Genomic DNA, 21,065 nt, shown 5'->3' on the forward strand with positions numbered 1-21,065 from the left:
ACAAGTGTGTAGCTCCGGGCGAGTCAAGCCGAGATCTGCTATTGGGCCCCTTATTCACTCTGCGGAACCAAGGCGGCGCTTTAAGTGTTCAAATCGCCATAAACCTTGACATCCCGACGAGCCCATTCCAGCGAGCTCACACCGTGGGAGACGCCCAGCCGTTCGATCCCGTTCCGACACACACGTGTGCCCGGCCTGTGCGCCATGTGTCCCGCATGCCACATGAGCAAACCTTTCACCTATGCGATCAACCGGAAGAGGTGAAACATGTCCCACATACCGGGCATCGAGTTGACAGCCGAGGTGTGAGTCGCTGTCCTTGTGGGCATGCTCGCGAACTTGGCGCCCACCTCGACCCGCACCGCCGGGTCCCACGGTGCTGCCCGCCGTCGCGGTAGCTGTTGTCGCTGTTCCAGCTGAGCCCCGAGCCTCTGGGCCCCGAGCCCCCTCCCTTGCTGAGAACTCCCCGCTGAGGACCACCGCACCATGAACAGCGACAGCGACCTCCAGATCGCCGGCGACATCCTCGAAGTCCCCCACCTGCTCCAGCCGCCCCGCGAGCACCCGGCCACCGTCGCCGAGTTCGCCGGCCTGGCCCGCGCCGTCGCCGCCGACCGCGCCCAGTGGGCCCACCTCGTCCGCTACGACGCCACCACCCGCTGGTACCACCGGCTGCGCACCGGACCCGGCTACGAGGTGTGGCTGCTGTCCTGGCTGCCCGGACAGGGCAGCGGGCGCCATGACCACGGCCCCTCCGCCGGGGTGCTGACCGTCCTGGAGGGCACCCTCACCGAGCACACCGCACGCGGCACGCGCGCGCTGGCCGCCGGGGCCGGGGCGCAGCGGGTGTTCGCGCCGGGGTACGTGCACGAGGTCGTCAACGACGCGCTCGAACCGGCGGTCAGCCTGCACGTGTACTTCCCCGGCCTGACCGAGATGCCCATGCACGCCCCGCAGTGCTCGGCCGGCGCGGCGCGCGGCGCGGACGCCGGTTCCGTCGCCACCGCCTGACGGTTTGTCGCAGGTGCCTGCCAGACTGGGCGGCATGCGCATTGTGGTTCTGGCCGGCGGTATCGGTGGTGCCCGGTTCCTGCGCGGCCTCAAGCAGGCCGCGCCGGACGCCGACATCACGGTCGTCGGCAACACCGGGGACGACATCCACCTCTTCGGCCTGAAGGTCTGCCCGGACCTCGACACGGTGATGTACACGCTCGGCGGCGGCATCAACGAGGAGCAGGGCTGGGGCAGGGCCGACGAGACCTTCCACCTCAAGGAGGAGCTGGCGGCGTACGGCGTCGGACCCGAGTGGTTCGGCCTCGGCGACCGCGACTTCGCCACGCACATCGTGCGGACCCAGATGATCACCGCCGGGTTCCCGCTCAGCGCGGTGACCGAGGCGTTGTGCGACCGCTGGAAGCCGGGCGTGCGGCTGATCCCGATGACCGACGACCGGGTCGAGACCCATGTCGCCATCGAGGTGGACGGCGAGGGCAAGGCGGTCCACTTCCAGGAGTACTGGGTGCGGCTGCGGGCGTCGGTGCCCGCCACGGCGGTGGTGCCGGTCGGCGCCGACCGGGCGAAGCCGGCGCCGGGCGTCCTGGAGGCCATCGCCGAGGCCGACGTGATCCTCTTCCCGCCGTCCAACCCGGTGGTCTCGATCGGCACCATCCTCGCCGTGCCCGGCATCCGGGAGGCGATCGCGGATGCCGGGGTGCCGGTGGTGGGCCTCTCCCCCATCGTCGGGGACGCGCCCGTGCGCGGGATGGCCGACAAGGTGCTCGCCGCGGTCGGCGTGGAGTCCACCGCGGCGGCCGTCGCCGAGCACTACGGCTCGGGGCTGCTCGACGGCTGGCTGGTCGACACGGTCGACGCGGAGTCCGTCACGCGCGTGAAGGCGGCCGGCATCCTGTGCCGCGCCGTGCCGCTGATGATGACGAACCTCGACGCGACGGCGCAGATGGCGCGCGAGGCGCTGGAGCTGGCGGAGGAGGTGCGGGCGGCGTGAGCACGGGTGGTTCGCTCGGCGACGGCTACCGGGTGTGGGCGGTGCCCGGACTGCCCGAGGTGCAGCCCGGGGACGACCTGGCCAAGCTGATCGCCGCCGCCGAGCCGGGTCTCGCCGACGGGGACGTGGTGCTCGTCACCTCCAAGATCGTGTCCAAGGCGGAGGGCCGCGTCGTGCGGGCCGACGACCGGGAGGCCGCGATCGACGCCGAGACGGTGCGGGTGGTGGCCCGGCGCGGGCCGCTGCGCATCGTGGAGAACCGGCAGGGCCTGGTCATGGCCGCGGCCGGGGTCGACGCCTCCAACACCCCGGCCGGGACGGTGCTGCTGCTCCCCGAGGACCCGGACGCCTCGGCGCGGGCGCTGCGCGAGGGCCTGCGGGGCGCGCTGGGCGTCGACGTCGGCGTGGTCGTCACCGACACCTTCGGGCGGCCCTGGCGGGCGGGCCTGACGGACGTGGCGATCGGCGCCGCCGGGGTGCGGGTCCTGGACGACCTGCGCGGCGGCACGGACGCGCACGGCAACCCGCTGAGCGCCACCGTCGTGGCCACCGCGGACGAGCTGGCCGCCGCGGGCGACCTGGTCAAGGGCAAGGCGGCCGGGCTGCCCGTCGCCGTGCTGCGCGGGCTGCCGCAGGTGCTCGCCGACGGCGACGGCGAGGGGGCCCGGGCGATGGTGCGCGTCGCGCGCGACGACATGTTCCGGCTCGGCACCTCGGAGGCCGTGCGGCTCGCGGTGACCCAGCGGCGCACCGTACGGGCCTTCACCGACGAGCCGGTCGACCCCGGCGCGGTACGCCGCGCGGTCGCCGCGGCGGTGACCGCGCCGGCGCCGCACCACACCACGCCGTGGCGGTTCGTGCTGCTCGAGTCGGCGGAGTCGCGGACGCGGCTGCTCGACGCGATGCGGGACGCGTGGGTCGCCGACCTGCGGCGGGACGGCAAGAGCGAGGAGTCGATCGCCAAGCGTGTGCGCCGCGGGGACGTCCTGCGCCACGCGCCCTACCTCGTCGTGCCCTGCCTCGTCACGGACGGCTCGCACACCTACGGGGACGCGCGGCGCGACGGGGCCGAGCGGGAGATGTTCGTCGTCGCGGCGGGCGCGGGCGTGCAGAACCTGCTCGTCGCGCTGGCCGGGGAGCGGCTGGGGTCGGCGTGGGTGTCGTCCACGATGTTCTGCCGGGACGTGGTGCGGGAGGTGCTGGGGCTGCCGGGTGACTGGGATCCCATGGGGGCGGTGGCGGTGGGGCACGCGGCGGCGGAGCCGAGGGCTCGTCCGGATCGGGACGCGGGGGCGTTCATCGAGGTGCGGTGACGATCTCGGGGGCTCGGCCTCTACCCTCGTAGGGACCTCCCGACTCCTGCGGCACAAGGACCTCCCCCGTGGCTGGACGCTTCTCCCCGCGCCCCACGCGTACGACCGTGCGCGGCGGGGACGCCGTGCCCTCGCGGGTGGCCGCGCCGGCCATACCGCGGCAGGCCGGCGGGCCGGCGCGTACGCGGGTGTACGTGCCGGACGGGCCGGTGGAGCTGGGGCTCGTGCTCGGGGTGCTGCGGCGCGGGCCGGGGGATCCGACGTTCCGGACCACGCCCGACGGGTCGGTGTGGCGGACCGCTCGTACGCCGGCCGGGCCGGGGACGCTGCGGGTGTGCGCGCGGGGCGGTGAGGTGCTCGGCGAGGCGTGGGGTCCTGGGGCGGAGTGGCTGCTGGACCGGCTGCCCTCGCTGCTGGGGGCCGACGACGACCCGTCGGCCTTCGTGCCGCGGCACCGGCTGCTCGCCGTGACGGCGCATCGGCGGCCGGGGCTGCGGCTGGGGCGGACCGGTCTGGTGCTGGAGTCGTTGATCCCGTCCGTGCTGGAGCAGAAGGTCACGACGCTGGAGGCGTACCGGGCGTGGCGGGTGCTGGTCCGGAAGTTCGGGGAGGCGGCGCCCGGGCCCGCGCCCGGGGGGATGTGTGTGATGCCGTCGGCGCGGACGTGGGCGCTGATCCCGTCCTGGGAGTGGCATCTGGCCGGGGTGGACGACAAGCGGGCCGCCACGATCCTGCGGGCCGTGCGGGTTGCCGCGCGGCTGGAGGAGGCGGTGTCCATGGCGCCGGTCGCCGCGCGGGCTCGGCTGGAAGTGGTGCCGGGGGTGGGGCCGTGGACCTCGGCGGAGGTCGTGCAGCGCAGTCATGGGGCGCCGGACGAGGTGACCGTGGGGGATCTGCATCTGCCGGGGATCGTGGGGTTCGCGTTGGGTGGGGACCGGTTCGCCGACGATGCGGGGATGTTGCGGCTGCTGGAGCCGTATGCCGGGCAGCGGCATCGGGCGGCGCGGTTGGTGTTGCTGAGCGGGCGGGTGCCGGGGCGGCGGGCCCCGCGGTTCGCTCCGCGGGGGATTGAGCGGCTGTAGGGCGTTGGCGTCGGCTGGTGCGGGGCGTGGCTGGTGCGGGGCGTTGGCTGGTGCAGGGCGTGGCTGCTGGGGGGGGCGTTGGCGCAGCCCGGCGCGGCGGGGTGCCGCTGCGCCCACCCGTGCCGCCCCAGCGGCACGACTGCCCGCAGCTATGCCGGCCCAGGGGTGCGGGTGCGCGGCCGGCCACGACGCACCCGCACCCGACAGACGGCCCCGAGCTCACCGCCCCTGGTACTTCGCCGCCTTCGTGCGGGCCGTGGCCAGTTTGGCGTACAGCCGCTTGCCGGGGCAGGACGTGGCGAAGCCGTCGCGGTGGCCGGAGATGACGTTCAAGTGGACCTTCGTGCCCTTGCGGTAGAGGCCGCCGCCCGCCGACGTCAGGTACGTCTTGCCGCGCGGGTTCATGCCGTAGAGCCCGACCTTCCAGGCGGTGAGACGGGCGACGGCCCGGACGGCCGCCGCCGACGGCTTCTTCGAGGAGAACGTGCCGAGCACCGCGACGCCCATGCTGTCGGAGTTGAAGCCGAGGGTGTGCGCGCCCAGGACGGGCTTGGTCACGCCGCCGGCCCGGCCCTCGTAGACCTTGCCGCACTTGTCGACGAGGAAGTTGTAGCCGATGTCCCGCCAGCCCATGCTCTTGACGTGGTAGCGGTAGATGCCGCGGATGACCGACGCGGACTGCGCGCAGGTGTAGCCGTTGCCGGTGGCGGTGTGGTGGACGAAGGCCGCCTTGACCTTCTTCGTGTAGACGAAGCCCTTCTCCCGCAGCCCCTCGTCCGCGCCCCAGCCGCGCCGCGTGACGATGCTCGGGCGGGGGCCCACGTACGGCTTGGCCCGCTCCTGGCCCGGCAGGACCTCCGCCTCCGGGACGGCCCGCGCGGTCTCGTCACCGGGGTCGACGAGGTCCAGGCGCAGGCCCGCCGGGAGCGGCGGCGCCGCGGCGCGGGCGGCGGGGTCGGCCGGCTCGGGGCGGACGCGGACCTCGACGCCGTCCGAGGCGCCCACCCACAGCGGGGCGGTCGCGCCGCGCACCCGGCCCGAGGCGCCCTCGGCGCTGCCGGGGTCGGCCGCATGGTCGGCGTTGTGCGTCTCCAGGTCCTGCCAGCCGGACCAGGCGCCGGTGCCGGTGGCGCGGGTGCGGACCTGCACGCCGCCGCGCAGCTCGGTGCGCGGGTCGTCCCAGACGACGCCGACCAGCGAGAAGGGCCGCACGGTCCGGGGCGTCACGCCCTGGTCGGGGGCGGTGCCCGGCGCGGCCGTGGCACGGTCGCGGGCGAGGGGGGCCAGCGGCAGCGACTGGGTGCTGCCGGAGGCGGGCGGCGCCGCCGCGGGGGTCGCTGCCGCCGGCCCGGGTGCGGCGAGCGGCAGGACGAGGACGGCCGCGCTGGTGACACCGATCGAGGAAGCAAGGAATCCACGCATGCCCCTGATCCTGGACATGGGCGGACGGCGCTGTCCTGCGGAGAACTGACGGTGTGTGGGGAAGCTTCCCCCGAACCGGTGGCCCGGCGCTCGGCCGTCCGCCCGCCGGCCGCCGGTGCGCCCGCGTACGCTTGCCCGGGTGAACGCGACCGACCGCACCCCCGCCGACCTGCTGAGTTCCGCGCTCGCCGCGGACCCGGGACGCCCCCTGGTGACCTTCTACGACGACGCCACCGGTGAACGCGTCGAACTCTCCGTCGCCACCTTCGCCAATTGGGTGGCCAAGACCGCCAACCTCCTCCAGGACGAGCTGTCCGTCGAACCCGGCGACCGGGTCGCGCTGCTGCTGCCCGCGCACTGGCAGACCGCGGTGTGGCTGCTGGCCTGCGCCTCGGTGGGCGCGGTCGCCGAGGTGGCGGGCGACGCGGCGGGCGCCGACGTGGCGGTGAGCGGCCCCGACGAGGCGTCACTCGCCGCCGCGCGGGCGTGTTCCGGGGCCCGGATCGCCCTGGCGCTGCGGCCACTGGGCGGGCGTTTCCCGCAGGTCCCCGAGGGCTTCGCCGACTACGCGGTGGAGGTGCCGGGGCAGGGCGACCGGTTCGTGCCGTACGCGCCGGTGGACCCGGACGAGCCGGCGCTGGTCGTGGCGGGGCGGGAGTTCACCGGCGCCGAGGTGGTGGAGCGGGCCAGGGCGGAGGCCCCGGCCCGCGGGCTCACCGGGCCCGGCACGCGGATCCTGTCGGGGCTGCCGTACGACACCTGGGAGGGGCTGCACGCCGGGCTGTACGGGCCGCTGGCGACCGGCGGCTCGGTGGTGCTGTGCCGGCACCTGGAGCAGGTCGCGCCGGACGCCCTGGACCAGCGGATCGAGGCGGAGCGGGTGTCGGTCACCGCGCGGTGAGCCCCGCCCGCCGAACCCGCGCCCCGACCCGTTCGGCCCAGCACCGGTCCGCCCCCGGGAGGCCGGCGGTGCATGGTCGTAGGAATGGCCGTGCGACGGGCGGAGGGAGACGTGGGCGACGGGACGGGCTCCCCCGCAGACGGCGAAGGGACGGACTCCCCCTCCGGTCCCCCCGGTCCCCCCGGTCCCGTCGGGGCGTCGGCGGTCGGGAGCGGGCCGAAGCGGCGGCGCCGGCGGCGGCTGCGGCTCGCCGGGGTCGCGGGGGTCGTGGTGCTGGCCGGCGCGGCGGCGGCCGGGTGGGCGGTCTACGCCAAGCTGGAGGGCAACATCACCGCCGACGAGGCGGCCGCCGCCGAGCTGGCCCGCTACGACAAGGAGCGCCCCACCGCCCTGGTGCACGGCGCGCAGAACGTGCTGCTGATCGGCTCGGACTCGCGGGCCGGCGAGGGCAACGCCCGCTACGGGCGGGACTCCGGCACCGAGCGCTCGGACACCACGATCCTCCTGCACCTCGCCGCCGGCCGGGACAGCGCCACCGCCGTCTCGCTGCCCCGCGACCTGATGGTGGCCGTGCCCGGCTGCCGGCGCCCCGACGGTTCGCGCACCACCCCGGGGCTCGCGATGTTCAACCACGCCTTCGAGGTGGGCGGTTCGGCGTGCACCGTGCGCACGGTGGAGAAGCTGACCGGCGTCCGGGTGGACCATTACGCGGTCGTCGACTTCGCGGGCTTCAAGGAGATGGTCGACGCGGTCGACGGCGTCCGGGTGTGCCTGCGCGAGCCGGTGGACGACAAGGCGGCGAAGCTCAGACTGCCCGCGGGCCGGGTGACCCTCGACGGCGAACAGGCCCTCGGCTACGTCCGCGCCCGCAAGTCGCTCGGCGACGGCAGCGACACCGACCGGATGGAGCGCCAGCAGCGCTTCCTCGGGGCGCTGGTCGGCAAGGTGAGCGGCAACGGCGTCCTGCTCAACCCGGTGAAGCTCTACCCGGTCCTGGACGCGGCCACCTCCTCCCTCACCACCGACCCCGGCCTGGCCAGCCTGCGCTCCCTGTACAACCTGGTGCGCGGCCTGCGCGACATCCCCACCGAGCAGGTGCGGTTCCTGACCGTCCCCCGCGAGGCGTACCCCGGGAACCCCAACCGCGACCGTCTCGTGCAGCCCGACGCGGAGCGGCTGTTCGCCCGGCTGCGGACCGACGCGCCGGTGTCGGTGTCCGCCGCCCACCCGTCCGGGACACCGCGCCCGCCGGCGCCGACGTTCAGCGGCAACACGGCGGCGCAGGACGTCTGCGGGTAAAGCGGCGCTCAAGTACGTGCAACAGTGGACGGCGTGACGGACGCTCACCGTGCGGGATTGGGCGTAATGCCCGGTTGTGGGACTCGTGGTGTGCGTCACTCGCGTCACACCGCACCGAGTCAAGCGGTTAATGTGAGCGATCCGGTGTGTCCGGCCACGGCGTGTTCCTTCCGTGGGACGAACACTGAGTGACCGACATCGCGCGCCTGGAGGGGAAGGCGCCGGCGTGGCCCCGACGGAGGATCTGGAAGACCGTGGACGCGCAAGGCCGTGGGCGGGCGGAGCACATCGACCCCGCAGACCAGTGGGTACTCAACCCGGAGACCGGCGAATACGAACTGCGACTGACCCCTTCCCCTCCGCAGTCGCCCGTCCCGCCGCCCCGCGGCCGCCGGGCCGCGCCCGACGCGCAGGCCCCCGCCCGGGCCCCCGCACCGGACCGTGAGGTCCCGCCGCAGCGGCGCAGGCGCGCGGCGCCCGAGGAACCGCCCGGGCGGCGCGGCCGGCGGCGCCCGGCGAAGAAGTCGAAGACCAAGAAGGTCCTGCTGTGGACCGGCGGCACGATGGCGTTCGTCGTGCTCGCCGCGGGCGTCGGCGGATACCTCTACATCCAGCACCTGAACGACAACATCACCTCCGTCTCGGACGACGGCGCGAGCACCGGTGGCTTCAGCAAGGACAAGGCCATCAACATCCTGCTGATGGGCACCGACAAGCGCACCGGTTCGGGCAACGAGGGCTACGGCGACAAGAACAGCGCCGGGCACGCCGACACCACGATCCTGCTGCACGTCTCCAAGGACCGCTCCAACGCCACCGCGTTGAGCATCCCCCGCGACCTCATCGTCGACGTCCCCGACTGCCCCACCGAGCAGGCGGACGGGTCGATGAAGACCATTCCCGGCTCCACCGGCGTCCGCTTCAACACCAGCCTCGGCCAGTCGGGCCGCACCCCCAGCTGCACCATGCGCACCGTCACCGAGCTGACCGGCATCAAGCCCGACAACTTCATGGTGGCCGACTTCAACGCGGTCAAGACGCTGACCACGGCGGTGAACGGGGTCGAGGTCTGCCTGGCCAAGGACATCGACGACAAGGACTCGCATCTGAAGCTGCCGGCGGGCAAGCACACCATCCAGGGCGAGGACGCGCTCGCCTTCGTGCGCACCCGGCACTCGGTGGGCTTCGGCGGCGACCTGAGCCGGATCGAGCTCCAGCAGCAGTTCCTCAGCGCCCTGATGCGCAAGCTCAAGTCCAACGACACCCTCACCAGCCCCACCAAGATGGTGAAGCTGGCCGAGGCGGGCACCAAGGCGCTGACCGTCGACTCCCAGCTGGACAGCATCGGCAAGCTGAAGGACCTCGGTCTGGAGCTGGGCAAGCTCGACACCAAGAACCTCACCTTCACCACCGTGCCGGTGCAGGACAACCCGGCCGAGAAGGTCAAGGCCACGGTCGTGCTCAAGGAGGCCCAGGCCGCCCAGGTCTTCGACATGATCTCCAACGACGTGTCCTTCACCGAGGTCAAGCAGCAGAAGAAGAAGGAGGCCGCGGCCGTCGCCGCGCGCCTGAAGGGCACGCAGTCCGAGCCGGGCGAGGTGCGGGTGCGGATCCTCAACGGCGGCGCCGCCGACGGCAGCGCCTCGCGCGAGCTGCTCTACCTCCAGAACGACGCGGGCGTCACCAAGTCGGAGAACGCCGGCGACGCGCCCGCGGAGGTGGCCAGGACCACCCTGGAGTACGCCCCCGACCAGGCCGCGCAGGCCCGTCGCCTCGCCGAGATCCTCGGCCTGTCCGGCGCCGCCATGAAGCCCGGCGAGAGCGTCACCAACTCCCAGGGCCTGCCCACCATGACCCTCACCCTCGGCAAGGACTTCAAGGGCGCCGGGGTCAAGCTGGACGCCGCCTCCGCCAAGCTGCCCGATGACGTGCAGAAGTCGACGGCCGACAAGGTGGAGTGCGCCAAGTGAAACGCCCCCGGCTGTGACCTGACGGCCCCGATCCGCGTCTGACAGTGCGGACCGGGGCCGTCGCGCGTACGGCCGGTCGAACGCGAACGAGAACGGGCGCAATCCGCCGGACCGCGCGTACAGCCAACGCGGCCCCTGGTGCGTCCAACAGTGCGAACGGGTGCGAGGACGGATCCGTTCGCCGGCCCCGGGGCGTGCGGACACGCCCCGGATCGCAGGCCCGGCCGGTCCGTCCGGGGCAGTCCGAGGGTGGGAGAGGCGAGTGACGCAGAGCGATGTGCGCGGGGAGGGCACCCGGCGGGGCGCCGGCCGCTCCGCCAGGGACGGCACGGCCGGTGCCCCCCGCGGGGGCGGCCACCGGGGCGGCGGGCGCGCCCGGCGCCGGGCACCCCGCCGGCACCGGGTGCTGCGCTGGTCGGCGTCGACGGTGGCCGTGCTGATACTCGTCGTCGCCGGCGCCGGATACCTCTACTACGAGCATCTGAACGGCAACATCGAGAAGGGCGCGCGCACCGCCGGCGACTCCAAGGCGGCGCCCTCCGAGCCCAACGCGGCCGGACAGACGCCAATGAACATCCTGCTGATCGGCTCCGACAGCCGGGCCTCGGACGAGAACGTGAAGCTGGGCGGCGGCAAGAACGAGCGCGGCAACGCGCCGCTCGCCGACGTGCAGATGCTCATCCACCTCTCCGCCGACCGCAAGAGCGCCGCCATGGTGAGCATCCCGCGCGACACCCGCGTCGACATCCCCGCCTGCAAGGACCCGGACAGCGGGAAGACGTACCCGGCGACGAACGACATCATCAACGTCACGCTGGGCCGCGGCGGCGCCGGCTGCACCCTGGCCACCTGGGAGAACCTCACCGGGGTGTACATCGACCACTGGATGACCATCGACTTCGCGGGCGTGGTGCGGATGGCCGACGCCGTCGGCGGCGTCGAGGTGTGCGTCAACCAGAACGTGTGGGACCGCTCGACGGCCGCGGTGCACGGCGGCTCGGGCCTGAAGATGACCAAGGGCACCCACAAGGTGCAGGGCGAGCAGGCCCTGCAGTGGCTGCGCACCCGGCACGCCTGGGGCAGCGACCCGATGCGGGCCCGGGCCCAGCACATGTACCTGAACTCGATGCTGCGCACCCTCCAGCAGCAGAACGCCTTCACCGACGCGCCCCGGCTGATGGACCTGGCGGAGGCCGCCACCAAGTCCCTGACCGTCTCCGAGGAGATCGGCACGGTCAAGAAGCTCTACGACCTCGGCAAGCAGCTCAAGACGGTGCCCGCGGACCGCATCACCATGGCCACGATGCCCACCGACCAGGACCCCCAGAACGCCAACCACCTCGTGCCGGCCGGCGCCGACGCCGAGAAGATGTGGGCGATGCTCCGCGACGACGTGTCCTTCGACAAGAAGGGCTCGCCCGCCAAGAAGCCGGCCGCGGGCACCGGCACCGCGGAGGCCGGCTCCGCCCCGGCGCCCGGGGACTCCCCCGCCGCCGACGGCGACATCGACGTGCTGGTGCGCAACGGCACCCGCTCCACCGCCCTCGGCCCGGTCAGCGGACGGGCGGCCACCGTGGCCGGGGCGCTGAACGCCAAGGGCTTCACCCAGGCGGCCAAGGACACCTCGCCCGCCGTCTCCCAGGAGACCACCGCGGTGCGGTACCCGAGCGACGACCTGGCCGGCGACGCCCGCCGGGTCGCGGACGCGCTGGGCATCCCGGCGTCGTCGGTGCGGAAGTCGGCGGACGTCTCCGGCATCACGCTCGTCGTCGGCTCGGACTGGCGCTCGGGGACGTCCTTCCCGAAGGAGCGGACACCGGCGGCCGGCGACCTGCCCGAGAACAGCGACTCGCTCAACGGCTCCGAGACCGGCAAGTGCATGGACGTCTACAAGCCGTACCAGTGGTAGCCGCAGGCGTGGACGCGGACGGGCGGCCCGAGGGCGGCACGGGCCGGGGGCGGCGCGTCCTGCGCTGGACCGCGCTCGGGCTGGCGGCGCTCCTGGCCGGCGGGGCCGGCGCCGGGTTCCTCTACTACCAGCACCTCAACGACAACATCCACCAGGCCGCCCTCGACCTGGGCGACCGCAAGGCCCCCGCGCCGACGCCGAACCAGGCCGGGCAGACCCCGCTGAACATCCTGGTCATCGGCTCCGACGCGCGGGACTCCAAGGAGAACCAGAAGCTCGGCGGCGCCCGCGAGACCTTCGGCTCGCCCCCGCTGGCCGACGTGCAGATGCTGGTGCACCTCTCCGCCGACCGCAGCAACATGTCGGTCGTCAGCATGCCGCGCGACACCCTGCTGGAGATCCCGAAGTGCACCGACCCGGAGGACGGGAAGGTCTACCCGGCGAGCCGGGGGCGGACGATGACCAACGAGAGCCTCGGCCGCGGCGGCCCCGGCTGCACGGTGGCCACCTGGCAGAAGCTCACCGGCATCCGCGTCGACCACTTCGTCATGGTCGACTTCGCGGGCGTGGTGGCGATGGCGGACAGCGTCGGCGGGGTCCCGGTCTGCGTGGACGCCAACATCCACTCCAAGGACAGCCAGGGCCACGGCTCGGGGCTGAAGCTGGCCAAGGGCACGCACCCGGTCCAGGGCGAGCAGGCCCTGCAGTGGCTGCGCACCCGCTACGGCTTCGAGGACGGCAGCGACCTCGCCCGCGAGAAGGCCCAGCACATGTACCTGAACTCGCTGGTGCGCACGCTGCGCGAGAACGCCACCCTGAGCAGCCCCAACCGGCTGCGCAGGCTCGCCGAGGAGGCCACCCGCGCGCTCACCGTCGACCCCGGCCTGGACACCGTCAAGAAGCTGTACGACCTGAGCGGCGAGCTGCGCGAGGTGGAGCCCGAGCGCATCACCATGACGACGATGCCCAACCGGCTGGTGGGCGCCCGCGTCGAGCCCACCGAGGACGCCGAGCGGCTGTTCCGGATGATCCGCGAGGACGTCCCGCTGGACGGCAAGGGCACAGGGCGCGCCCCCACCCCCTCCCCGAACCCCGCCGACGCCCGGATCGCCGTCCAGGTGCGCGGCGGCGACCGGGCAGGCCGGGCCGCGCGGCTGCTGGTGGCCAAGGGCTTCACCCAGGCGGTCACCGACCCGTCGGCGCCCCCGGGCGGCGCCCGTACGGTCGTCCGCTACCCGAGCGCCGAGCTGGAGGCCGGCGCCCGCCGGGTGGCGACCGCGCTGGGCCTCCCGGCGGACGCGGTGCGGCGCTCGACGGAGGTGTCGGGGGTCACCCTGGAGCTGGGCCCGGACTGGCACGAGCCGGACCCGGCGCGGGACGAGAAGGCGCCCGCGACCGCGGAGTCCCTCAACGGGGCGGACACGAGCGCCTGCATGCACGTGAGCCCGGGGTTCACCTGGTGAGGAAGGCCGCCTGTGCGGTGACCGGGCGCGCGGTCTGCCGACCCGGCCCCGAAGGCCGGCCCCGACCCGTCAGTCCTCGATGCCCTCCGCCGCCCGCTGCTGCCGCAGTTCCATGATCGCGCGGCGGCGGGCCAGGCGGTGGGTGCGGCGGATCTGGGCCTCCTGGTAGCGGCGCCGGTCGCGCTCGGTCTCGGGGAGCACCGGCGGGACCGTGCGCGGCTTGCCGTCGGCGTCCACCGCCGCGAAGACCAGGTAGGCCGAGCCGACCTGGGTGGCCGGGGCCGACTCGTTCCAGCGCTCGGCCAGCACCCGCACGCCGACCTCCATGGAGGTCCGGCCGGTCCAGTTGACCTGCGCCTTGACGTGGACGAGGTCGCCGACGCGTACCGGTTCGAGGAAGGCCATCTCGTCCATCGACGCGGTGACGGCGGGGCCGCCGGAGTGCCGCCCGGCGACGGCGCCGGCCGCGTCGTCGACCAGCTTCATGATCACGCCGCCGTGCACCGTGCCCAGGAGGTTGGTGTCGCTGTGGGTCATGATGTGGCTCAGGGTGGTGCGGGAGGCCGAGGTCGGCTTGCCCGGGATCTCCGTGGCGGCCGGTCCGGCGGGGGAGGCGTGGTCTGCCTGGTCTGTCATGGCCTCCACCTTATGCGGGGCCGTGGCGCGCACCCGCTGTGTGTCAGCTTCGCAACAGCGGCGCCCCTATTCCCCGACGGCCCTTGTCGGAGACCTGTGGGCTGCCTGCACACTGGTCCGCATGAGTGACTGGCCCCAGGGACGATCCGGCGACGACCGCGGCAGACGGTACGGACAGGGCAGCGCCGGCGCGCAGCCGGAGGGCGCCCGGGTGATGCGGCAGGTGCGCCGCGGGCCGGGCGGCTCCCCCGGACCGGCGCCCGACGCGCCCCCGTACGGCGCCGGGGTGCCGCAGCAGCCCTCGTACGTCGACGGCCAGGGCCACGACGGGTACGACAGCGGGTACAACACCGGCCAGGTCTACGGCCGCCCCGCGGGCCCCGGCGACCCCGGCGGCCCCGGTCCGACCGGCACCCGCGGCCCGCGCCCCGCGCCGAACTGGGGCCGGCGGATCAAGTGGACGGCGATCACGCTGGTGACCGTGCTGGTCGTCACCTCCGTCGCCACCTACTTCTGGGCCGACTCCAAGCTCCACCGCGACGTCGACCTCTCCAAGGTCATCGACCGCCCCGACGCCGGCGAGGGCACGAACTACCTGATCGTCGGCTCGGACAGCCGCGAGGGCATGACCGCCGACCAGAAGAAGGACCTGCACACCGGCTCCGCCGAGGGCAAGCGCACCGACTCGATGATGATCCTGCACACCGGGGACAACGGGTCGACGCTGGTCTCGCTGCCCCGCGACTCCGACGTGGAGATCCCCTCCTTCGTCGGCTCCGAGTCCGGGAAGAAGTACCCGGGCACCGGCCGGCACACCAAGCTGAACGCCGCCTACGCCGAGGACGGCCCCGAGCTGCTCGTGCGCACGGTGGAGGCCAACACCGGCCTGCGCATCGACCACTACGTGGAGATCGGCTTCGCCGGCTTCGCCAACATCGTGGACGCGGTCGGCGGCGTCGAGATGGACATACCGCAGGACATCAAGGACAAGAAGTCCGGCGCGAACCTCACCAAGGGCAAGCACACCCTGAACGGCGAGGAGGCCCTCGCCTTCGTCCGCACCCGCTACGCGCTGGCCGGCTCCGACCTGGACCGCACGAAGAACCAGCAGAAGTTCCTGTCCGCCCTGGCGAGCCAGGTGGCGACGCCGTCCACGGTGCTCAACCCATTCAAGCTCTACCCGACCATGGGCGCGGGCCTGGACTCCCTCGTCGTCGACAAGGACATGGGCCTCTTCGACCTGGCGAGCATGTTCTGGGCGATGAAGAGCGTCAGCGGCGGCGACGGCACCTCGATGAACATGCCCATCGCGGGCAGCGTCGGCGGGAACCTGAAGTGGGACGACGCGAAGGTCAAGGAACTGGTGCAGCAGCTCAAGAACGACGACAAGGTCACCGTCTCGGGCAACTGAGACCTACGCCTGCTTCCCGCACACCACCTCGTCGCCCCGCACCACCGCGCCCGGCTCCTGCGGCGGCTCGGCGGCCCGCACCCCGCGTACGGCCTTGAAGTCGGCGCCCGCGATCACCTTCAGGAGCGGGCCCTGGCCCTTGGCCGGCCGCAGCTCGCTGCCCGGCAGGGCGGCGGCCAGCGACTGGGCGGAGCGGTCCCAGCGGGGGTCGTAGAGGACGACGGTCCGCACGACCTCGCGGTCCTTGGCGTTGAGCGGCGCCTTCGTGGTGCGGAAGCCGGTCGCGGCGAGCTGGTCGTCCACGCGGCGGCCGAGCCCGGAGGTGAGGGTGCCGTTCTGCACCTGGACACGGATCTGCTTCGGGTCCACCGGCACCTGGACCTTCGGCGCGGCGGGCGGCGGCCGGTGCGCGGCCAGCGGCTTGTCCTCGCGCAGCGCGTCGAAGATCCGCTTCGAGGCGACCGGGTCCCACTTCAGGGTCGAGCCGACGCCCTTGACGGCGAAGCCCATCTGCCCGATCGGCACCGTGGTGAACTCCGAGGACGACGGCGAGAAGCTACGCATCGCCCGCCCCAGGCTCAGCAGCTCGTCCGTCCCGAACCCCTCGTCGGCCCGCACCGAGCCGAGCACGGCCTGCGTGACGTCCCGGAACTTCAACGGGTTCAGCAGCAGCCCGGAGGAGGTCGCCCGGTCGATGAGGGCGGCCAGGAAGCGCTGCTGGCGCTTCATCCGGCTGAGGTCGGAGGCCCCGTCGAGGTGGCGGGCGCGCACGTACTGCAGGGCCTGGCCGCCGCCCAGCCTGTGGGTGCCGGGGGGCAGGTCGAGGCCGGTGTAGCTGTCCTTCAGGGGCTGGGCGGTGCAGACCTCGACGCCGCCGAGGACGTCGACGGTCTTCATGAAGCTGGTGAAGTCGACCTCCAGGTAGTGGTCGATCTTCACCCGGGTCATGCTCTCCACCGTGCGGATGGTCAGCTGCGGGCCGCCCTCGGCGTACGCCGCGTTGAGCTTGATCGGGTGCCCGTGGTGCTGCTCGCCGGTGGTCTGGTCGGTGTGCGCCGGCGTCATCGCGTACGAGTCGCGGGGCAGGCTGACCACGCTGGCCCGCTCCCGGTCCTCCGAGAGGTGCACCAGCATGATCGTGTCCGTGCAGTGGCAGGGGGCGCCGCCGAGCCGGAAGCGGCGCTTCTCCTCGGGGGTGATGCGGTCGCGGCCGTCCGTGCCGACCAGCAGGACGTTCATGCCGTCGCCGGCCCGGGGGCGGTTCTTCATGTCCTTGAAGGCGTCGACGCGGGTGATGTCGGCGTCGAGCCCGGACAGCACCGCGTGCCCGATCCCGGCGGCGGCGAGCACCGTCACCGACAGCGCAGTCACCGCCCGCAGGCCCCAGCGCGGCCGGCGGCGCCGCACGGCCGGCGGCGCGGCGGCGGGGCGCCGCCCGGTGCGCGGGCGGGGGGAGCGGGGCTGGCTGGGCACGGTGACCTCCGCGGGGGCGTGGGCAGGCCCTTGGCACCGTAGGCCGATATGATCTCCAGCCCGGCCGGCCGCCCCGGCGGCGCGCACCGGTGTCCCCCGTTCGCGGTAACGTGAGCACCGATGAACGCCAAGTCCGACGTGCGGGCTCCCGCCGTTTCCGTGATCATGCCCGTCCTCGACGAGGAGCGGCATCTGCGCGGCGCCGTCCGCGCCATCCTCGCCCAGGAGTACGCCGGCGAGATGGAGGTCGTGATCGCCCTCGGTCCTTCCACGGACCGCACGGACGAGATCGCCGCCGAGCTGGTCCGCGAGGACCCGCGCGTGCACACCGTGCCGAACCCCACGGGGCGCACGCCCGCCGCGCTGAACGCCGCGATCAAGGCCTCCCGCCACCCCGTCGTCGTCCGCGTCGACGGCCACGGCATGCTCTCGCCGAACTACATCGCCACCGCTGTGCGGCTCCTGGCGGAGACCGGCGCGCAGAACGTGGGCGGGATCATGCACGCCGAGGGCGAGAACGCCTGGGAGCAGGCCGTCGCCGCCGCGATGACGTCGAAGATCGGCGTGGGCAACGCCGCCTTCCACACCGGCGGGCAGGCCGCCCCGGCCGAGACGGTCTACCTCGGCGTCTTCCGCCGCGAGGCGCTGGAGCGGCAGGGCGGCTACAACGAGGAGTTCATCCGCGCCCAGGACTGGGAGCTGAACTTCCGCATCCGCGAGGCCGGCGGCCTGATCTGGTTCTCGCCCGAGCTGAAGGTCTCCTACCGGCCCCGCCCCTCGGTGCGCGCCCTGGCCAAGCAGTACCGGAACTACGGCCGTTGGCGGCACGTCGTCGCCCGCTACCACGCCGGCTCCATCAACCTCCGCTACCTCGCCCCGCCGACCGCGGTGTGCGCTCTCGCGGCCGGCGTCGTGGTGGGCGCGGTGCTCACGCCGTGGGGCTTCGTGGTCCCCGCCGGCTACCTCGCGGCCATAGCGGCCGGCTCCCTGCCCGCCGGCAAGGGCCTGCCGCCGAAGGCCCGCCTCCAGATTCCGGTGGCCCTCGCCACCATGCACATGTCCTGGGGGTGGGGCTTCCTGACCAGTCCCCGGTCCCTGGCCCGCCGGGTCATCGCCTCGCGCCGCCCGGCGGTCGTGCCGGCGGAGGGCTGAGGCCGGGGCTGCTGGGGGGGCTACGCCCAGGCGGGATCGCGGCCGGTCAGGCCGAGGACGCGGTCCAGGGTGGGTGCGGTGTCCGGCATCGCGACCTCCGGCCCGTACATGCCCATCTGCCGCGCCAGTCGCCGGCCGCCAGGTCCACGTGGGACTCGGCGGCCGCCGGCTGCTGGACGGACTCCGGCGACACGGACCCTACTGGGGAAGGTTCCTGGCCATCACGATGCGCTGGACCTGGTTCGTGCCCTCGTAGATCTGCGTGATCTTCGCGTCCCGCATCATCCGCTCCACCGGGTAGTCCCGCGTGTAGCCGTAGCCGCCGAGGAGCTGGACCGCGTCCGTGGTGACCTCCATGGCGACGTCGGAGGCGAAGCACTTGGCGGCGGCGCCCTGGAAGGTCAGGTCGCTGTCGCCGCGCTCGGACTTCGCGGCGGCGGCGTACGTGAGCTGGCGGGCGGCCTCGATCTTCATGGCCATGTCGGCGAGCATGAACTGGATGCCCTGGAAGTCGGCGATCGGCTTGCCGAACTGCTTGCGCTCCTTGACGTAGCCCTTGGCGTAGTCGAGGGCGCCCTGGGCGATGCCGAGCGCCTGGGCGGCGATGGTGATGCGGGTGTGGTCGAGGGTCTTCATCGCGGTGGCGAAGCCGGTGCCCTCGGCGCCGATCATGCGGTCCGCGGGGATGCGGACGTTGTCGAGGTAGACCTCGCGGGTCGGGGAGCCCTTGATGCCGAGCTTCTTCTCCGGGGCGCCGAAGGAGACGCCCGGGTCGGACTTCTCGACGACGAAGGCGGAGATGCCCTTGGAGCGCTTCTCGGGGTCGGTGACGGCCATCACCGTGTAGTACTCCGAGACGCCCGCGTTGGTGATCCAGCGCTTGACGCCGTTGAGCACCCAGAAGTCGCCGTCGCGCACGGCCTTGGTCTTCATGCCGGCCGCGTCCGAGCCGGCGTCCGGCTCGGAGAGGCAGTACGAGAACATGCCGTCGCCCTTGGCGAGCGGGCCCAGGTACTTCTTCTTCAGCTCCTCGGAGCCGGAGAGGATCACCGGCAGCGAGCCCAGCTTGTTCACCGCCGGGATCAGGGAGGAGCTGGCGCAGGCGCGGGCCACCTCCTCGATGACGATGACCGTGGCGAGGGCGTCGGCGCCCGAGCCCCCGTACTCCTCGGGGACGTGCACCGCGTGCAGGTCGTTCGCGGTCAGCGCGTCGAGGGCCTCCTGCGGGAAGCGGGCCTCCTCGTCCACCGCGGCGGCGAACGGCGCGATCTTCGCCTCGGCCAGCGAGCGGACGGCGTCGCGGAGCATGCCGTGCTCCTCGGACGGGCGGTACAGGTCGAAGTCAGCCGATCCGGCCAAGGTCTCTCACGCTCCCACGCTAACTACTGTTAAGTAACCCAAATTCTAGGACTCCGCAGCGCCCCTGGGTAGGTGAGCTGGGCGACAGCGCCGGACGTGGCGGGCCGCGGCACCCCGGTTATGCTCGGGCGCGGCACGCCCGCCGTACACCTCTGGAGCACGCATGGCCCTGAAGATCACCGTGATCGGCACCGGATACCTCGGCGCCACCCACGCGGCGGCGATGGCGGAACTGGGCTTCGAGGTGCTCGGCCTCGACGTGGTGCCCGAGAAGATCGCCATGCTCCAGCGCGGCGAGGTCCCGATGTACGAGCCGGGCCTGGAGGAGCTGCTGCGCCGGCACGTCGCCGGCATCGAGGGCTCCAGCGGCCGGCTGCGCTTCACCACCGACTTCGCCGAGGTCGCCGCCTTCGGGGACGTGCACTTCCTCTGCGTGAACACCCCGCAGAAGCACGGCGAGTACGCCTGTGACATGAGCTACGTCGAGTCCGCCCTGGCCTCGCTCGCCCCGCACCTGACCCGCCCCGCGCTGGTCGTCGGCAAGTCGACCGTGCCGGTGGGCTCCGCCGACCGCCTCGCCGCCTACCTCGCGGCGCACGCGCCGGCCGCGGAGGAGGCCGAGCTGGCCTGGAACCCGGAGTTCCTGCGCGAGGGCTTCGCGGTCGAGGACACCCTGCACCCGGACCGGATCGTGGTCGGCGTGCGCAGCGAGCGGGCGGAGGAGCGGCTGCGCGAGGTGTACGCGACGCCGGTCGGCGAGGGCTCGCCCTTCGTCGTCACCGACTTCCCGACCGCCGAGCTGGTGAAGACGGCCGCCAACTCCTTCCTGGCCACCAAGATCTCCTTCATCAACGCGATGGCCGAGGTGTGCGAGGCGGCCGGCGGCGACGTGGCGAAGCTGGCGGAGGCCATCGGCTACGACGACCGGATCGGCCGGAAGTTCCTGCGGGCCGGCATCGGCTTCGGCGGCGGCTGCCTGCCCAAGGACATCCGGGCGTTCATGGCGCGCGCCGGCGAGCTGGGCGCCGACCAGGCGCTGACCTTCCTGCGCGAGATCGACTCCATCAACATGCGCCAGCGCGGCCAGATGGTCGAGCTGACCCGGCAGGCGCTGGGCGGCGGGCCCTTCCTGGGCAAGCGGGTCGCGGTGCTCGGCGCCACCTTCAAGCCCGACTCCGACGACGTGCGCGACTCCCCCGCCCTGAACGTGGCCGGGCAGATCCACCTCCAGGGCGCCCAGGTCACCGTCTACGACCCCAAGGGCATGGACAACGCGCGCCGCCTCTTCCCCACCCTCGGCTACGCGGACTCCGCCCTGGAGGCGGTGCGGGGCGCCGATGTCGTCCTGCACCTGACGGAGTGGCGCGAGTTCCGCGACCTGGACCCGGCGGCGCTGGGCGAGGTGGCGACGAGCCGGGTGATCCTGGACGGCCGCAACGCCCTGGACCCGGAGCTGTGGCGCAAGGCCGACTGGACGTTCCGCGCGATGGGCCGCCCGACGGCCTGACCTGCCCCGGACGCCACGGAACGCCGGCCCGGCCGCGGCTCAGTCGGCCGGGCCGACGCCCGCCCGCATTCTGCCCCAGCGGGAGAGCGGGCGTTTGTCCGGACCGGGCCGGGCACCCGTACCTCCGCCGATCCGGCCGATCCCGCCGATCCCATCGATCCCA

At 73.4% G+C, this 21,065-nt stretch carries 16 protein-coding genes; 12 read left to right on the forward strand and 4 right to left on the reverse strand.

The features are described 5' to 3' along the window. The first annotated feature begins 486 nt into the window (after positions 1-486). The 4 genes from ACGFZL_RS13460 (at position 487) to ACGFZL_RS13475 (ending at position 4,400) form a co-directional block, all read left to right on the forward strand. On the forward strand, positions 487-1,011 hold the full coding sequence (locus tag ACGFZL_RS13460) for a cysteine dioxygenase (RefSeq protein ID WP_393691269.1): 525 nt from the start codon (positions 487-489) through the stop codon (positions 1,009-1,011). A gap of 34 nt (positions 1,012-1,045) precedes the next feature. Next, complete coding sequence (cofD, locus tag ACGFZL_RS13465) at positions 1,046-2,005, forward strand: 2-phospho-L-lactate transferase (protein ID WP_393691271.1); 960 nt, start codon at positions 1,046-1,048, stop codon at positions 2,003-2,005. Beyond that, positions 2,002-3,318 carry a coenzyme F420-0:L-glutamate ligase gene (locus tag ACGFZL_RS13470; RefSeq protein ID WP_393691273.1) on the forward strand — a complete coding sequence of 439 codons (1,317 nt, stop codon included), beginning with the start codon at positions 2,002-2,004 and terminating at the stop codon, positions 3,316-3,318. The genes cofD and ACGFZL_RS13470 overlap by 4 nt, the downstream gene beginning before the upstream one ends. A gap of 68 nt (positions 3,319-3,386) precedes the next feature. Further along, positions 3,387-4,400: a DNA-3-methyladenine glycosylase family protein gene (locus ACGFZL_RS13475; RefSeq protein ID WP_393691275.1), complete on the forward strand. Its 1,014-nt coding sequence runs from the start codon at positions 3,387-3,389 to the stop codon at positions 4,398-4,400. Between the two features lie 219 nt (positions 4,401-4,619). Here ACGFZL_RS13475 and ACGFZL_RS13480 read toward each other — a convergent pair whose 3' ends face one another. After that, a complete protein-coding gene (locus ACGFZL_RS13480; protein ID WP_393691277.1) occupies positions 4,620-5,822 on the reverse strand; it encodes a peptidoglycan recognition protein in 1,203 nt (400 codons plus the stop codon). A 139-nt stretch (positions 5,823-5,961) separates the two neighbouring features. Between ACGFZL_RS13480 and ACGFZL_RS13485 the strand changes: the two genes are divergently transcribed. From ACGFZL_RS13485 to ACGFZL_RS13505, 5 genes are all read left to right on the forward strand, one after another. After that, a complete protein-coding gene (locus tag ACGFZL_RS13485; RefSeq protein WP_393691279.1) occupies positions 5,962-6,723 on the forward strand; it encodes a TIGR03089 family protein in 762 nt (253 codons plus the stop codon). A 111-nt stretch (positions 6,724-6,834) separates the two neighbouring features. Continuing rightward, positions 6,835-8,022: an LCP family protein gene (locus ACGFZL_RS13490; protein WP_393691281.1), complete on the forward strand. Its 1,188-nt coding sequence runs from the start codon at positions 6,835-6,837 to the stop codon at positions 8,020-8,022. A 254-nt stretch (positions 8,023-8,276) separates the two neighbouring features. Beyond that, on the forward strand, positions 8,277-9,992 hold the full coding sequence (locus ACGFZL_RS13495) for an LCP family protein (RefSeq protein WP_393691283.1): 1,716 nt from the start codon (positions 8,277-8,279) through the stop codon (positions 9,990-9,992). A 262-nt stretch (positions 9,993-10,254) separates the two neighbouring features. After that, positions 10,255-11,901: an LCP family protein gene (locus ACGFZL_RS13500; protein WP_393691285.1), complete on the forward strand. Its 1,647-nt coding sequence runs from the start codon at positions 10,255-10,257 to the stop codon at positions 11,899-11,901. Beyond that, on the forward strand, positions 11,895-13,364 hold the full coding sequence (locus ACGFZL_RS13505; protein ID WP_393691287.1) for an LCP family protein: 1,470 nt from the start codon (positions 11,895-11,897) through the stop codon (positions 13,362-13,364). The genes ACGFZL_RS13500 and ACGFZL_RS13505 overlap by 7 nt, the downstream gene beginning before the upstream one ends. A gap of 69 nt (positions 13,365-13,433) precedes the next feature. Here the strand turns inward: ACGFZL_RS13505 and ACGFZL_RS13510 are convergent, their stop codons facing one another. Further along, complete coding sequence (locus tag ACGFZL_RS13510; RefSeq protein ID WP_393691289.1) at positions 13,434-14,000, reverse strand: acyl-CoA thioesterase; 567 nt, start codon at positions 13,998-14,000, stop codon at positions 13,434-13,436. 121 nt (positions 14,001-14,121) lie between these two features. Here ACGFZL_RS13510 and ACGFZL_RS13515 point away from each other — a divergent pair, with 121 nt between their 5' ends. Then, the gene (locus tag ACGFZL_RS13515; protein WP_355175947.1) at positions 14,122-15,411 is read left to right on the forward strand and encodes an LCP family protein; all 1,290 of its coding nucleotides are present in this window, start codon (positions 14,122-14,124) and stop codon (positions 15,409-15,411) included. Between the two features lie 3 nt (positions 15,412-15,414). Here the strand turns inward: ACGFZL_RS13515 and ACGFZL_RS13520 are convergent, their stop codons facing one another. After that, positions 15,415-16,884, reverse strand: a complete 1,470-nt coding sequence (locus ACGFZL_RS13520) for an LCP family protein (protein ID WP_393691292.1) — start codon at positions 16,882-16,884, stop codon at positions 15,415-15,417. 120 nt (positions 16,885-17,004) lie between these two features. On the opposite strand from ACGFZL_RS13520, the gene ACGFZL_RS13525 reads away from it, so the two are divergent. After that, positions 17,005-18,036: a glycosyltransferase family 2 protein gene (locus tag ACGFZL_RS13525; protein ID WP_355175946.1), complete on the forward strand. Its 1,032-nt coding sequence runs from the start codon at positions 17,005-17,007 to the stop codon at positions 18,034-18,036. 198 nt (positions 18,037-18,234) lie between these two features. Here ACGFZL_RS13525 and ACGFZL_RS13530 read toward each other — a convergent pair whose 3' ends face one another. Then, positions 18,235-19,395, reverse strand: coding sequence for an acyl-CoA dehydrogenase (locus ACGFZL_RS13530; RefSeq protein WP_355175944.1), 1,161 nt, complete (start codon positions 19,393-19,395; stop codon positions 18,235-18,237). A gap of 163 nt (positions 19,396-19,558) precedes the next feature. Between ACGFZL_RS13530 and ACGFZL_RS13535 the strand changes: the two genes are divergently transcribed. Then, positions 19,559-20,902: a UDP-glucose dehydrogenase family protein gene (locus ACGFZL_RS13535; RefSeq protein WP_393691295.1), complete on the forward strand. Its 1,344-nt coding sequence runs from the start codon at positions 19,559-19,561 to the stop codon at positions 20,900-20,902. Positions 20,903-21,065 lie beyond the last annotated feature (163 nt).

Source organism: Streptomyces sp. NPDC048182, from assembly GCF_043202555.1.
Taxonomy (GTDB): Bacteria; Actinomycetota; Actinomycetes; order Streptomycetales; family Streptomycetaceae; genus Streptomyces.